Source organism: Microbacterium neimengense, from assembly GCF_054782995.1.
Genome location: NZ_BAAGRK010000015.1, coordinates 716,232 through 728,840 on the forward strand (window position 1 = coordinate 716,232; position 12,609 = coordinate 728,840).

General features: G+C 69.6%; 12 protein-coding genes. 6 read left to right on the forward strand and 6 right to left on the reverse strand.

All coding sequences use genetic code 11. The features are described 5' to 3' along the window. Positions 1-7 precede the first annotated feature (7 nt). The gene (locus ACYVJS_RS14085; protein WP_460740503.1) at positions 8-655 is read left to right on the forward strand and encodes an SIMPL domain-containing protein; all 648 of its coding nucleotides are present in this window, start codon (positions 8-10) and stop codon (positions 653-655) included. Here the strand turns inward: ACYVJS_RS14085 and ACYVJS_RS14090 are convergent. The 5 genes from ACYVJS_RS14090 to prfB form a co-directional block, all read right to left on the reverse strand. After that, positions 642-2,645 (reverse strand): sensor histidine kinase, encoded by a 2,004-nt coding sequence (locus ACYVJS_RS14090; protein ID WP_460740504.1) that lies wholly within the window; start codon positions 2,643-2,645, stop codon positions 642-644. The genes ACYVJS_RS14085 and ACYVJS_RS14090 overlap by 14 nt on opposite strands. 45 nt (positions 2,646-2,690) lie before the next feature. After that, complete coding sequence (gene smpB / locus ACYVJS_RS14095; RefSeq protein ID WP_307324783.1) at positions 2,691-3,167, reverse strand: SsrA-binding protein SmpB; 477 nt, start codon at positions 3,165-3,167, stop codon at positions 2,691-2,693. 69 nt (positions 3,168-3,236) lie between these two features. Further along, positions 3,237-4,151, reverse strand: coding sequence for a permease-like cell division protein FtsX (gene ftsX / locus ACYVJS_RS14100; protein WP_460740505.1), 915 nt, complete (start codon positions 4,149-4,151; stop codon positions 3,237-3,239). Then, positions 4,148-5,167, reverse strand: coding sequence for a cell division ATP-binding protein FtsE (gene ftsE, locus ACYVJS_RS14105; protein ID WP_460740506.1), 1,020 nt, complete (start codon positions 5,165-5,167; stop codon positions 4,148-4,150). The genes ftsX and ftsE overlap by 4 nt, the downstream gene beginning before the upstream one ends. Positions 5,168-5,227: 60 nt before the next feature. Next, positions 5,228-6,337: a peptide chain release factor 2 gene (gene prfB / locus ACYVJS_RS14110; protein WP_234075202.1), complete on the reverse strand. Its 1,110-nt coding sequence runs from the start codon at positions 6,335-6,337 to the stop codon at positions 5,228-5,230. 20 nt (positions 6,338-6,357) lie between these two features. Between prfB and ACYVJS_RS14115 the strand changes: the two genes are divergently transcribed. The 3 genes from ACYVJS_RS14115 to ACYVJS_RS14125 all read left to right on the forward strand — a co-directional run bounded on the left by ACYVJS_RS14115 (position 6,358) and on the right by ACYVJS_RS14125 (position 9,794). Continuing rightward, a complete protein-coding gene (locus tag ACYVJS_RS14115) occupies positions 6,358-7,629 on the forward strand; it encodes an MFS transporter (protein WP_460740507.1) in 1,272 nt (423 codons plus the stop codon). Then, positions 7,629-8,870 (forward strand): FAD-binding protein, encoded by a 1,242-nt coding sequence (locus tag ACYVJS_RS14120; protein ID WP_460740508.1) that lies wholly within the window; start codon positions 7,629-7,631, stop codon positions 8,868-8,870. Before ACYVJS_RS14115 ends, ACYVJS_RS14120 begins: the two co-directional genes overlap by 1 nt. Positions 8,871-8,969: 99 nt before the next feature. Beyond that, a complete protein-coding gene (locus tag ACYVJS_RS14125; RefSeq protein ID WP_460740509.1) occupies positions 8,970-9,794 on the forward strand; it encodes a formate/nitrite transporter family protein in 825 nt (274 codons plus the stop codon). A gap of 13 nt (positions 9,795-9,807) precedes the next feature. Here the strand turns inward: ACYVJS_RS14125 and ACYVJS_RS14130 are convergent, their stop codons facing one another. Continuing rightward, complete coding sequence (locus ACYVJS_RS14130; protein ID WP_460740510.1) at positions 9,808-10,398, reverse strand: helix-turn-helix domain-containing protein; 591 nt, start codon at positions 10,396-10,398, stop codon at positions 9,808-9,810. Positions 10,399-10,426: 28 nt separating this feature from the next. Here ACYVJS_RS14130 and ACYVJS_RS14135 point away from each other — a divergent pair, with 28 nt between their 5' ends. Continuing rightward, a complete protein-coding gene (locus ACYVJS_RS14135; RefSeq protein WP_460740511.1) occupies positions 10,427-11,956 on the forward strand; it encodes an FAD-dependent oxidoreductase in 1,530 nt (509 codons plus the stop codon). Positions 11,957-12,081: 125 nt separating this feature from the next. Beyond that, the gene (locus ACYVJS_RS14140) at positions 12,082-12,603 is read left to right on the forward strand and encodes a cupin domain-containing protein (protein ID WP_460740512.1); all 522 of its coding nucleotides are present in this window, start codon (positions 12,082-12,084) and stop codon (positions 12,601-12,603) included. Positions 12,604-12,609: the final 6 nt, after the last annotated feature.

Sequence of the window (12,609 nt, forward strand, 5' to 3'; positions counted from 1 at the left end):
GTCCCGCATGAGCGAGGACGTCACGATCACGGTCCGCGGGTCCCATGAGGAACGCATCCCCGCAGAGGAGGGCGTCGCCCGAATCGTGGTGCGCGTCGAGCATCCCGACCGCGGCGAGGCGATGGCCCGACTCGCGGCATCCGGCCAGCGAGTGCGCGACGACCTCGAAAGGCGTGCGGCCTCCGACGGGCTCGTGTCATGGACCAGTTCGCGCGCCCAGATCTTCACCGATCGCCCGTGGGGACCCGACGGCAGCCGCCTGGACCCCGTCCACCACGCCTCGCTCGAGTTCCAGGCTGTGTTCGACGATGCGGATGCCCTGTCCGCGTGGATCGACGCAGCCACCGCCGACCCCGCCGTCCAGTTGGACAGCATCGATTGGCGGTTGAAAGAAGCGAGCGCGCTGGCTGCACGTGATCGGGTCGCCCGCGCCGCGGTGGAGGATGCGGTCGCTCGCGCTCGGTCCTATGCGGCGTCGCTCGGTCTGCACCATGTCACGGCCGTCGAGGTCGCGGATGCGGGTCTCCTGTCGTCCGAGGTCGCACCGACCGGACCAATGATGATGAAGTCCGCCGCCGCGGACAGCGCCGTGTCGCTGCGTCCGGACGAGGTGCTCGTCGCGGTCGGAGTCGAGGCGCGGTTCAGCGCTCGCTGAGAGGCTCTTCCGACAGCGGCAGCCGCAAGGTGACGAGGGTTCCGCCTGCCTCCCCCTCCGACAGGAGGATGGCGCCGCCCATCGCCCCCGCCAGCGCCTGCGCGACCGAGAGGCCGATACCCGAGCCGGGCACCCCTGCACTCACCGCCTGCGCACTGCGGTAGAAACGCTCGAAGACGCGCGCATGATCCTGTTCGCTGATGCCGGGGCCGTGGTCCTCGATCTCGACGACCGCCGAATGGCCGACCGGACACGCCGTCACACGGATCACTCCCTGCTCGGGCGAGAACTTGATCGCGTTGGTGAGCAGGTTCGTGACGATCTGTCCGACCTCGGCCTCGTTGGCTCGCACCGGCAACGGCCCCTGGACATCGCTCTCGACGCGAAGGCAGCGTTCGTCGATCCGGTAGCGCAGATCTTCGAGGGAGTCCGTGACGATCTGCGCCAGATCCACGATGCGGGTACCGCGAACGCCGACCGAGGGCTGGGTGATGGTCGCGGCCCGCAGGGCGTTGGACACCAGGGTCGCCAGACGATCGGCGTTGCGACTGATCACCTCGACGTACGCCTTCTGATCCGGATCCGTGACGCTGTCTTCGAGCTCCTCCGCGTACCCCACGATCGCCGTGATGGGTGTACGCAGCTCGTGGGAGACGCTCGCCACGAACGCGTCCTGCTTGTGGTTCAGCTCGCGCAGCGCCTCACTGACGTGCCGCTCGCGATCCAGCTGCGCAGCCATGGACCGTTCCACCGCGCGCACGGGGCGGAGATCCTCGATCGTCACGAGCAGGATGCGGCCCAGCTCGGGGCGAGTGATCGGGTCGATCCAGAAGCGCGCGGGCACCGCATCCTCACCCAGCTCGCCGCTCTCGTGCGAGTGTTCCCCGTCGCCGGCCTCGCCCAGGATGCGGCGAAGCGGGGTGTCGTCGAGCACCCGCCACGCGCCGTCGGCATGCACCAGCTGGCCGTTGAACAGCTCCGCCGCCACATCGTTCGCCTCCAGCACGCGGAGCCTGCGCGACTCCCGCACCTGCGCGACGAGGAAGCCGGTGCGGGAGCGCGCGAACGCATCGCGCAGCAGCCGCAGCAGGGCATCCTGCCGGTCTTCGAGTTCTCTCCGCTCGGCGCGCTGGGTCGCGATCGCCAGACACGTGATCGCGATCGCCACCGCGTAGACCTGCAGCAGTGTTCTGGTCGGCAGCAAGCCCTCCGTGTCGGCGAACGGCCCGAATCCGGCGAGCGTCAGGCCGCTCGCCAGCGACACCGCCACCAGCACCTGCCCCATCGCTACGAACATCGTCTGCGAGAACGCCGCCCATGCCAGCAGGGGCACGGGCAGGAACGAAAGGGGTGCAGACGCGAACGGACCGAAAGCCACCGCGACCAGGAACGCGATCGCGGCGGTCAGGGTGACGGAGTGCCACCACGGCGCGACGCGCTGGCTCGAACGGTCGATGAGCACCAGCGGCACGATGAGAAGCAGGGCCGAGAGATGGGAGGCACCGGTGCCGACGAACCGTGCGACGAAGTCGCCGCCGGCCGCTGCAGCCGCGCCCGCGACGATCAGCGCCAGCGCGCCGGCGGCCGCGATCGTCGTCAGGATGAACCGGCCCACATCCCGCGTCGTCGACAACCGCGGCGGCGCGCCCTTCGGCGTGAGCCCTGCCACCATGACGGCGATCTCGACGGCGGTTCCGACCAGACTCGCCGTGACCACGACGGGCGGACGCCCCGCAAGAGCGGATGCGGTCGCCGTCAGCAGCGACGCGCAGAGGATGACCAGGGGCACGTACCGAGGCGCTGCGCTCAGCGCGGCGGCCGCGCCGGCGCCGGCGGCCGGCCACCACCAGGAGGTCGGCTGTTCCCCCGCCTGGCCGAGGGCGAACGCCGAGGCGAGAACGAACCCCAACAGCAGAAGCGCTGCTACCACGGTGCTGCGACGCCAGGGCGGAAGCGCTGTGATCTGAAAAAGGAGGTTCGGACGGGTCATCGATCGACGCCGCCTATCTGTGTGCGGCGCGGACCCATCGTGCGATCACTCCCCGACGCGGTTGCGCAGGCGCATCGCGCGTTCGGCCTCGCGGGTGTCCTGTCGCTCTCGCAGGGTCTGACGCTTGTCATACTCCCGCTTACCCTTGGCGACACCGAGTTCGATCTTGGCGCGGCCGTCGGAGAAGTACAGACGCAGGGGCACGAGCGTGTAGCCGCCGGCGGAGACGGCGTGGGACAGCTTCACGATCTCCTCCTTGTGCAGCAGGAGCTTGCGCGTGCGCTTGGCCGCATGGTTGGTCCAGTGTCCCTGCGAGTACTCGGGGATGTGGACGGCGTCGAGGAACGCCTCGCCGCCCTGGATGTAGGCGTAACCGTCGGTCAGGTTGGCGCGCCCCTGGCGCAGCGACTTCACTTCGGTGCCGGTCAGCACGAGGCCGGCCTCGTACGTCTTCTCGACGGTGTAGTCGTGGCGCGCGCGGCGGTTGGTCGCGACGACCTTCTCTCCGCGTTCCCTGGGCATGCTCTCTCCTTCGTGCGACCGCACGGCGCGCGGCAGCCCGTCAGTCTAGCAAGCCCAGCGCCTCACGTATCAGGCGCGCAACCACCGACGTATCGCGAATCCGGCCGACAGCGCGGCGAGCAGGACACCGATGACGACGATGACCGGGATCACGAGCGCGAGGTCGGAGTACCCCACCCACGTCGTGACGAAGCCGATGCGCTCACGCAGATACCCGTTGATGCCGAACTCGACGGTCGCCCAGACTCCGACGCTCGCCAGCGCCGAGCCGATCAGCGCGGCGAACACGCCCTCCAGGATGAAGGGTGTCTGGATGAACCGGTTCGAAGCGCCCACGAGACGCATGATCCCGAGTTCCTTGCGCCGGGCGAACGCGGACAGCCGGATGGTGGTCGCGATCAGCAGTACGGCGGCGACGAGCATGAGACCGGCGATCCCCACCGCGACGTACGTCGCGATCGTGAGGGCGGAGAACAGCGGCTCGAGGTACTGCATCTGGTCCTTGACCTCTTCGACGCCCTTGCTTCCGCCGAACGCCTCCGCGATCACATCCGATTGGCTCTGATCGTTGAGCTGGATGGAGAACGTGGCGGGCAGCTGATCAGGCGTGACGATGTTCTTGTAGTCGTCGCCCAACTGTTGAATCGCCTTGTCGTAGACCTCGTCGTTCGTCTCGAACGTGTACTTCTTGATGAGCGGCGACAGCGCGGGGCCTTCGAGCTCCGCCTTCACCTGATCGATCTCGTCCTGGGTGGCGACACCGTCCGAGCAGGTGCTCGCGGTCGACACGCTGGCACACATGTAGACGGCGACCTGGGCGCGATCCACCCAGAAGTCCTTCATCTTTCCGATCTGCATCTGCATGAGAACGGCCGCGCCCACGAAGGTCAGCGACACGAAGGTCACGAGCACGACGGAGATCACCATCGATGCGTTCCGGCGGAGGCCGCTGAGGGCCTCCCCCATGATCAGTCCGAATCTCATCGTGTGGGTCCTACCTCGTCGTCGGACGCACCGAGGCCCAGGCGGTCGGCGAGTCCCAGTTCTGCGGGCAGGTCGGCGCCGGGGCGCTTCGCACGCTCCTCCTCGGCCAGACGCGCCGCCAGTGCTTCCGCGGCCTTCGCCTCGGCCACCGCCGCAGCATGCGCCGGTTCGGTACGGGCTGCCTGTTCGGTGGCTGCGACGGCCGCATCCAGCGTCAAGGGAGCGATCTGACCGGTCTCGGCGATCTCACGATGCACGTCGAGGACGGCCGTGAGAGCGGCGACCGCCGCCGCGCCCTTCTCGACCTCCGGCGCGAGACGCGGGATGGCGGATGTGTCGCCGTAGCCGCCGTGTCGCTCGTCGCGCACGATCTCGCCGCCGCGCAGTTCGATGACGCGGCGCTGCATCTGATCGACGAATCCCGCCTCGTGTGTCGCCATGACGACGGTGGTGCCGCCGGCGTTGATACGTGCGAGCAGCTGCATGATGTCGACGGATGTGGCCGGGTCGAGGTTTCCGGTGGGCTCGTCGGCCAGGAGGATCTGCGGACGGTTGACCAGCGCGCGGGCGATCGCGACGCGCTGCTGCTCACCACCGGACAGCTCGTGCGGAAGTCGCTTCTCCTTGCCGTCGAGACCGACGAGCGCAAGCGCCTCGGGGACGGCCTGCTGGATGAACCCGCGGGAGGACCCGATCACCTGCAGCGTGAACGCCACGTTCTGGAAGACCGTCTTGGTCGGCAGGAGCCGGAAGTCCTGGAAGACGGCACCGATCTGACGACGGAAGTAAGGAACCTTGCGGTTGGGCACCGAGCGCAGGTCGCGACCGAGCACGACCACACGACCCTCGCTGGGCGAGTCTTCGCGCAGGATGAGGCGCAGACAGGACGACTTGCCGGAGCCGGACGCCCCCACAAGAAAGACGAACTCTCCGCGTTGCACCTCGAAGTCCACGCTCTGCAGCGCGGGTCGGGAGGTGCCGCGATACCGCTTGGTGACGTTCTCGAACCGGATCATGGCTGTGACAGCCTAAGCGCGCTCGCTACGGATGCCCGGTGCGACACCCGGCGCGCCGGATCAGTCCTCGTCTTTGCGCTTGCGCCAGCGGATGCCGGCCGCGATGAAGCCGTCGAGGTCGCCGTCGAACACCGTGGCGGGGTTGCCCACCTCGTGTCCGGTGCGCAGGTCTTTCACGAGCTGCTGACCGTAGAGAAAGTAGGAGCGCATCTGGTCGCCCCAGCTCGCGGTGATGGTGCCGGCGAGCTCCTTCTTCTTCGCGGCCTCCTCTTCGCGCTGCAGCAGCATGAGGCGCGTCTGCAGCACACGCATGGCGGCGGCGCGGTTCTGGATCTGGGACTTCTCGTTCTGCATCGAGACGACGATGCCGGTGGGGATGTGCGTGATGCGAACCGCGGAGTCGGTCGTGTTGACCGACTGGCCGCCGGGGCCCGACGAGCGGAAGACGTCCACGCGGATGTCGTTCTCGGGAACCTCGACCTCCTGCGCCTCCTCCATGACCGGGATGACCTCGACGGCGGCGAAGCTCGTCTGCCGCTTGTCGGCCGAGCCGAACGGGCTGATGCGGGCGAGGCGGTGCGTGCCGGCCTCGACGGAGAGGGTGCCGTAGGCGTAGGGGGCGTCGACCTCGAAGGTCGCGGACTTGATGCCGGCGCCCTCGGCGTAGGAGGTGTCCATGACCTTGACGGGGTACTTGTGACGCTCAGCCCACCGCAGGTACATGCGCATGAGCATCTCGGCGAAGTCGGTGGCGTCGTCGCCGCCCGCGCCGGAGCGGATGGTCACGACCGCCGACCGGGAGTCGTACTCGCCGTCGAGGAGGGTCTGCACCTCGAGCTGGCCGACGACGTCTTCGAGCTCGGCGATCTCGCGCCGGGCCTCTTCGGCGGAGTCCTCGTCGTCCATCTCGTTGGCGAGCTCGACGAGCACATCGAGGTCGTCGAGACGCTGCTCGACCTCGGTGACGCGCTTGAGCTCGGCCTGGCGGTGGCTGAGGGCGCTGGTGACCTTCTGCGCCTTCTCGACGTCGTCCCAGAGGTCGGGGGCGCCGGCCTCTTCGGAGAGCCGATCGATCTCTGCCCGGAGGGCGTCGACGTCGACGACGGCTTTGATGTCGCTGAAGGTGGAGCGGAGGGCCTGGATGTCGGCAGACGGATCGAATTCGAGCATGGCACTCCAGAGTATCGTGGATGCACGTGTCCGACCGCGTCAGCTCTCTGCTCTGGCGGTTCGCGCCCATGATCTACGGCCCCACGATCCTCTTCGCCCTCGGCGAAGGGGCCGTGATCCCCCTCATCCCGATCCTCGCGGCAGAGCGCGGAGCGGATGTCGCGGAGGCCGCGTTCATCGCCTCCTTCCTCGTCGTGGGCCAGCTCTGCGGCAACATCCCCGCCGGGTGGTCGGTGGCGCGTCTCGGCGAGCGCCTCACGATGGCGATCGGCGGCGTCCTCGCCATCGCCGGTTCCGTGACGATGCTGCTCTCGCCGAATACGGCCGTCCTCGCCGTCGCCGTGTTCGTGATCGGGTTCTGCGCGGCCGCCTTCGGCCTCGCCCGCCATTCCTTCATGACGACGCGGGTCCCGATCGCGTTCCGGGCCCGCGCCCTCTCGCTGCTGGGCGGCTCGTTCCGCTTCGGCACTTTCGTCGGCCCGTTCATCGCGGCGGGTCTCCTGTTCGCCGTCGGCGACGAGCTGTCCGCGGTCTGGTTCTTCATCGTCTGCCTCGTGGCGACCGTGCTGCTGGTGCTGCTGGGGCCGGACCCCGAGAAGACCGCCGAGGCTCCCGACCGGGCGCCCGCGTCCGAGGACGACAGCGGTGAACCGGTCACGGGTTCGATCCCGGTCGACGAGCGAGTGGGGGTGTTCCGCACGATGTGGCAGCACCGGCGGGTGCTCTCACGTCTCGGAGTCGCCGCGGCATCCCTGTCGGCCGTGCGGTCGGCGCGCCAGGTCGTGCTTCCGCTGTGGGGTCTCTCCCTGGGCCTCGACGCCCCCACCATCGCCCTCGTCGTCGGTGTCTCCGGGGCGATCGACTTCGCCCTCTTCTATGCGAGCGGACAGGTCATGGACCGCTTCGGTCGGCTGTGGGCTGCGCTTCCGGCCATGATCCTCATGGGCACCGGCTTCCTCGCCCTGTCGCTCACGCACGATCTCAACTCGGCGAACATGTGGTTCGCGATGTTCGCGGCGGTGCTCGGCGTCGGAAACGGTCTGTCCAGCGGCATCCTTCTCACGCTCGGCGCGGACGTGGCGCCGAAGAGCGAGCCCGCCGCCTTCCTCGGGTCGTGGCGCACGCTGACGGATGCGGGCGGTGCCGTCGCTCCACTTCTGCTCACCGCCCTCACCGCCATCGCGTCGCTGTCGGTGGCGACCGGCGCGATGGGCGTGGTGGGATTGCTGGGCGCGGCGGCCTTCATCAGGTGGGTGCCGCGCTTCGTTCCGCGACGACGCGAGGAGAGCTGATGGCAGTGCAGAACTGGGCGGGCAACCTTACGTACAGCGGCGAGCTCGTGTCGCCGACCACCCGCGAAGAGGCGGCGCGCATCGTGCGGGATGCGGATGCGGTGCGCGCACTCGGCACCCGCCACTCGTTCTCGGCGATCGCCGACACCCCCGGCATCCTGCTGTCCACCGCGGCGATGCCGGCACGGGTCGAGATCGTTCCGGCGGCCCGCATCGCGCGGGTCTCCGGCGGGCTGCGCTACGGCGACGTCGCCGAGCGTCTGCAGGCCGAGGGCTGGGCGCTCGCAAACCTCGCGTCGCTGCCGCACATCTCGGTCGCCGGGGCAATCGCGACCGGCACGCACGGGTCCGGCGACCGCAATCGGTCGCTCGCGGGATCCGTCGCGGGCGTCGAACTGCTGCTCGCCGAGGGCACCATTCGGTGGTTCCGTCGCGGTGATCCGGAGTTCGCGGGCGTCGTGGTGTCGCTGGGGGCGCTCGGCGTGGTGCTGGACGTCGAGCTCGATATCGAACCGACCTACGACATCGCGCAGACCGTCTACGAGCGCGTGCCCTGGGATGCGGCGCTGGAGGACCTGTCGGCGGTAACCTCGCTCGGTCACAGCGTGAGCCTGTTCAGCACCTGGACCGATCCCGATGTCGCCGACCAACTCTGGCTCAAGGCGCGCGTAGGCGAGGCGCAGCCACCCGCGACCGTGCTGGGCTCCCTGCCCGCATCCGAGCCCCGTCATCCGCTGCCGGGTGTCTCCGCCGAGAACTGCACCGTGCAGCGAGGGGTCGCGGGTCCGTGGCTCGAGCGCCTGCCCCACTTCCGTCTCGGCTTCACCCCCTCGCAGGGCGACGAGCTGCAGAGCGAGTACTTCGTCGACCGACGCGACGCCCCTGCCGCCATCGGGGCGCTGCGCGAGTTGTCGCCGCGGTTCGTCCCGCTGCTCCTTGTGAACGAAGTGCGCACCATCGCCGCCGACGATCTGTGGCTGAGCGGCGCGTACGGACGCGAGTCGGTCGGGCTGCACTTCACCTGGCGGCGAGACGTGGATGCTGTGCGCGCCGTGCTTCCGCGCATCGAAGACGCTCTGGCCCCGTACGCCGCCCGCCCGCACTGGGGCAAGGTCTTCACGATGTCGGCCGCCGACATCCGTGCGCGCTACCCGCGCTTCGACGAGGCGGTCGCGCTGCGCGGGCAGTTGGATCCGACAGGAACCTTCCGAAACGCGTTCCTGGCCGCGCTGGGACTCTGATCCCGTTTATGCACGGCTGACCGAGCGCGGCACGCCCCCGCATCCGGAGGACGATCGACGCAGGAGGCGGACGCGCCCACCACTCGCGCCCGATCGGACATGCTGACTATCGAACGCGCGCTCATCGACGTCCAGGCACCGGCCGCGGAGCACAAAGTGCACGGCCTGCGGCACCCCGGACGCTTTCTCGCGTCGGGGATGATGGCCGGCGCGTACATCGGCGTCGGCGTGGTGCTGATGGTCAGCGCGGCAGGCCCTCTGACGGCTGCCGGAAGCGGATGGGGCAAGTTCGTCAGCGGTCTCGTGTTCGGTGTGGCGCTGACGCTCGTCGTGTTCGCGGGCGGAGAGCTCGTGACGTCATCGATGATGACGCTCGCGCAGGGCACCTACCTGCGCGCCATCAAGCCGGGTCCGGCGATCGGAGCGCTGTTCGCCACCTTCGGCGCCAACCTCGCGGGCTCGATCGTCTTCGGCGTGCTGGTCGCGACGTCGGGGGTGCTGCACAGCAATGCCGCGGCGGGCACGATGCTCGCCGACATGCTCGCTGCGAAGGCTCACGAGGGGCCCGTCGAGCTCTTCGTCCGCGGCGCACTGTGCAATCTGCTCGTCTGCCTGGCGATCTGGATGTGCGCGCGACTCAGCTCCGACGGCGCGAAGCTCGCCGTGATCTTCTGCGCGATCCTCGCGTTCATCACATCGGGCTTCGAGCACGTCGTCGCGAACATGACGACATACACGATCGGCCTCGCCACCGGCGTTCCGGATGCCACGTGGGGGCACTTCGGCACGAATCTGCTGTGGGTCGGACTCGGCAACCTCTTCGGCGGTGCCGTGCTCGTGGGTCTCGTCTACTGGTTCATCGGCGGATCCCCCCGGCTCACCGAGGCCGCCGTCGCTCAGGAGTCCGCGCTCAGCGAGCACTGAACGCACGGCCTGGTCACACGGATTCGGAGTGCGTGTGGATGCGGTCGCCGTCGCCGTGGAAGATGCTGATCACCTGCACGGGCTTGCCGCCCGCAGCAGACATCGCGTGCGGCGTGCGCGTATCGAACTCGGCCGCCTCACCGCGCACGAGCACGAGGTCCTGCTCCCCCATCCGCAGGCGCAGGCGTCCCGAGAGCACGTAGAACCAGGCGAACCCGTCGTGCACCCGCTGCTCGGGCTCGGGCCCCGGGAGATACGTGATCTTGTACGCGTTCGTCGGCGACCCCTCCGGCGCGAGCGGGAGCACGAGGTGGCCCTCGCGATGGATGAGGGCGCGCCGCACCCGGGGGTCCTGGTCTCGCGGCTGCAAGAGATCGTCGATGCGAATGCCGAGCTCGCGAACCAGCGGCAGCAGCAGCTCGAGGCTCGCCTGACGCTTGCCCGATTCCAGCCGTGAGAGCGTGCTCGAGGAGAGGCCCGCGCGCGCGGCGAGGTCGTCGAGCGTCCATCCTTTCGCGCGGCGGACGGTACGCAGCCGCATCCCGAGGTCGTCGAGTTCGGCGCGGATGGAGGGGTTTGCCGTTTCTGCAAGATCGCTTGCCATAGTTGCAGAGTACCCGTGTGATGGGCTCATGCAGCACTCCACGGACGTCCTCGTCGTCGGCGCCGGCCCTGCCGGTCTCTCCGCAGCCCTCATGCTCGTGCGCGCGCGTCGCGCCGTCACGGTCGTCGATTCCGGCTCCGGCCGCAACCGCTTCGCCGAGCACATGCACGGTGTGCTCGGACACGAGGGGCTGGCGCCGGGTGAGCTGCGCTCCCGCGGCCGTGCCGAGGTGGAGGCGTACGGCGGCCGCTTCGTCGACGGATCTGTCTCGCGTGTCGAGGCAGACGACGAGAGCGTGACGGCGGCGCTGGTCGACGGTTCCGTCGTGCGCGCCCGCGCGCTCGTCGTGGCCACGGGACTGAGCGACGAGCTTCCCGACATCCCCGGTCTCGCCGAGCGATGGGGCCGCACGGTGCTCCACTGCCCCTACTGCCACGGCTGGGAGGTGCGTGGACAGGCCATCGGCGTGCTGACGACCTCGCCGCTCGGCGCACACCAGGCGCAGCTGCTCACGCAGTGGAGCGACGATGTCGTGGTCTTCACCGCAGGTCTCGGCGATCTCGATCCAGAGCTCCGCCATCGCCTGCTCGCCCGCGGAGTGCGCCTGGTGAGCTCGCCGGTGATCGAGGTGCGCGGTGACGGCGACCGGATCGACGCGGTGCGAACCGCCGACGGGCGCGAGGTCGCCGTGTCGGCGATCTTCACCGCAGGTCGCCCGGTTCCGCACGACGGCTTCCTCGACGGCCTCGACCTCGTGCGCACCGAGGGGCCGCTGGGTGCCATGATCCAGGTCGACCGCCTGGGACGCACGAGCCATCCGCGCGTCTGGGCCGCCGGCAACGTCGTCGACGCGAGCGCCAACGTCCCGCTGTCGATGGGGACCGCATCCTTCGTCGGCGCCGGGGTGAATGCCGCGCTCGTCGAGGAGGACCTCGACCGCGTGGCCGCGCCGGCCGCCTACTGGGAGGGCCGGTACGCCGGAGACGAGCGGATGTGGTCGGGGCGGGTGAACCGCACGGTCGCCGATGTGGCCGCTTCCCTGTCGCCGGGCACGGCACTCGACCTCGGCTGCGGCGAGGGCGGCGACGCCCTGTGGCTCGCGGAGCAGGGGTGGGAGGTCACGGGCGTGGACATCAGCGCCACGGCGGTCGGGCGGGCGACCGCGGCGGCGGCGAGCGCCGACCTCGCCGGACGCGCGCGCTTCGTGCGGGCGGAGCTTCCGGACGGGATGCCGGAGGGCTCCTTCGATCTCGTGACCGCATCGTTCCTGCATTCCCCCGTGACGCTGGACCGACTCGAGATCCTGCGTGCCGCCGCATCCCGTGTCGCGGCGGGAGGACACCTGCTCGTCGTGTCGCACGCATCCGTTCCGCCGTGGTCGCAAGCCGACGCTCAGCACGCCCACTTCCCCGACGTTCACGAAGAGCTCGCCGCGCTGGCGCTGGATGCGTCCGCGTGGGAGACCATCGTCGCCGAGAACCGCCCGCGCCCCGTGACGGCGCCGGACGGCACCGAGTCCACGATCGACGACGCGGTACTTCTCCTCCGCCGGCGGTGACCGGGCGGGCACCTCCGGGGCCCTCTTCCCGCGAGACTGCATCTTTCGCACGAGATCACGGGTAAACACAGTGAGCTCGTGACGGAGATGCAGTCTCGCGGGAGGGCGGGTGCCATCCTCGAGGGATGACGACCGACGCCTCCTCCCGCGCCGAGTACTGGCGACGTGCGCTGCAGCTCGAGCCGCTCCCCGTGGAGTCCGGGTGGTGGGCGCCGCGCTCGCGCTCCGAACTGCCGGTCACCGTGGGTGAGGACACGCTGGCCGCGCACAACTCGATCTTCTATCTGCTCGACGCCGAGCGGCCCGTCAACTACTGGCACCGGCTCGCCTCCGACGACATCCATGTGCTCATCGAGGGCGGCCCGGTCGAGTACCTCCTGGCCACGGACGAAGGCGTCATCGAGCGGCACGTGCTCGGCACGGATGTGGATGCGGGCGAGCAGCCGATGGTGGTGTGCCCCGCCGGCACGACGAAGGCACTCCGGCTCGGCGATCCGCAGGGCTATGCGCTGATCGGCAGCGTCGTCACTCCGGGGTGGGCTCCGGATCGTGTGATGTTCGCGGCGCCGACGATCCCGGACGACCGGCGCCCGCCATGGCTCGAGCCCGGCACGATCGCCGCGCTCACCTCCCCCGACGTGGTGTGACCCCGC

Coding starts and splice junctions, on each gene's coding strand:
- ACYVJS_RS14130 (WP_460740510.1), bottom strand. CDS start 10,398: ATGGCAAGCGATCTTGCAGAAACGGCAAACCCCTCCATCCGCGCCGAA.
- ACYVJS_RS14085 (WP_460740503.1), top strand. CDS start 8: ATGAGCGAGGACGTCACGATCACGGTCCGCGGGTCCCATGAGGAACGC.
- ACYVJS_RS14125 (WP_460740509.1), top strand. CDS start 8,970: ATGCTGACTATCGAACGCGCGCTCATCGACGTCCAGGCACCGGCCGCG.
- ACYVJS_RS14115 (WP_460740507.1), top strand. CDS start 6,358: ATGCACGTGTCCGACCGCGTCAGCTCTCTGCTCTGGCGGTTCGCGCCC.
- ftsX (WP_460740505.1), bottom strand. CDS start 4,151: ATGAGATTCGGACTGATCATGGGGGAGGCCCTCAGCGGCCTCCGCCGG.
- ACYVJS_RS14135 (WP_460740511.1), top strand. CDS start 10,427: ATGCAGCACTCCACGGACGTCCTCGTCGTCGGCGCCGGCCCTGCCGGT.
- ACYVJS_RS14120 (WP_460740508.1), top strand. CDS start 7,629: ATGGCAGTGCAGAACTGGGCGGGCAACCTTACGTACAGCGGCGAGCTC.
- ftsE (WP_460740506.1), bottom strand. CDS start 5,167: ATGATCCGGTTCGAGAACGTCACCAAGCGGTATCGCGGCACCTCCCGA.
- smpB (WP_307324783.1), bottom strand. CDS start 3,167: ATGCCCAGGGAACGCGGAGAGAAGGTCGTCGCGACCAACCGCCGCGCG.
- ACYVJS_RS14140 (WP_460740512.1), top strand. CDS start 12,082: ATGACGACCGACGCCTCCTCCCGCGCCGAGTACTGGCGACGTGCGCTG.
- ACYVJS_RS14090 (WP_460740504.1), bottom strand. CDS start 2,645: ATGACCCGTCCGAACCTCCTTTTTCAGATCACAGCGCTTCCGCCCTGG.
- prfB (WP_234075202.1), bottom strand. CDS start 6,337: ATGCTCGAATTCGATCCGTCTGCCGACATCCAGGCCCTCCGCTCCACC.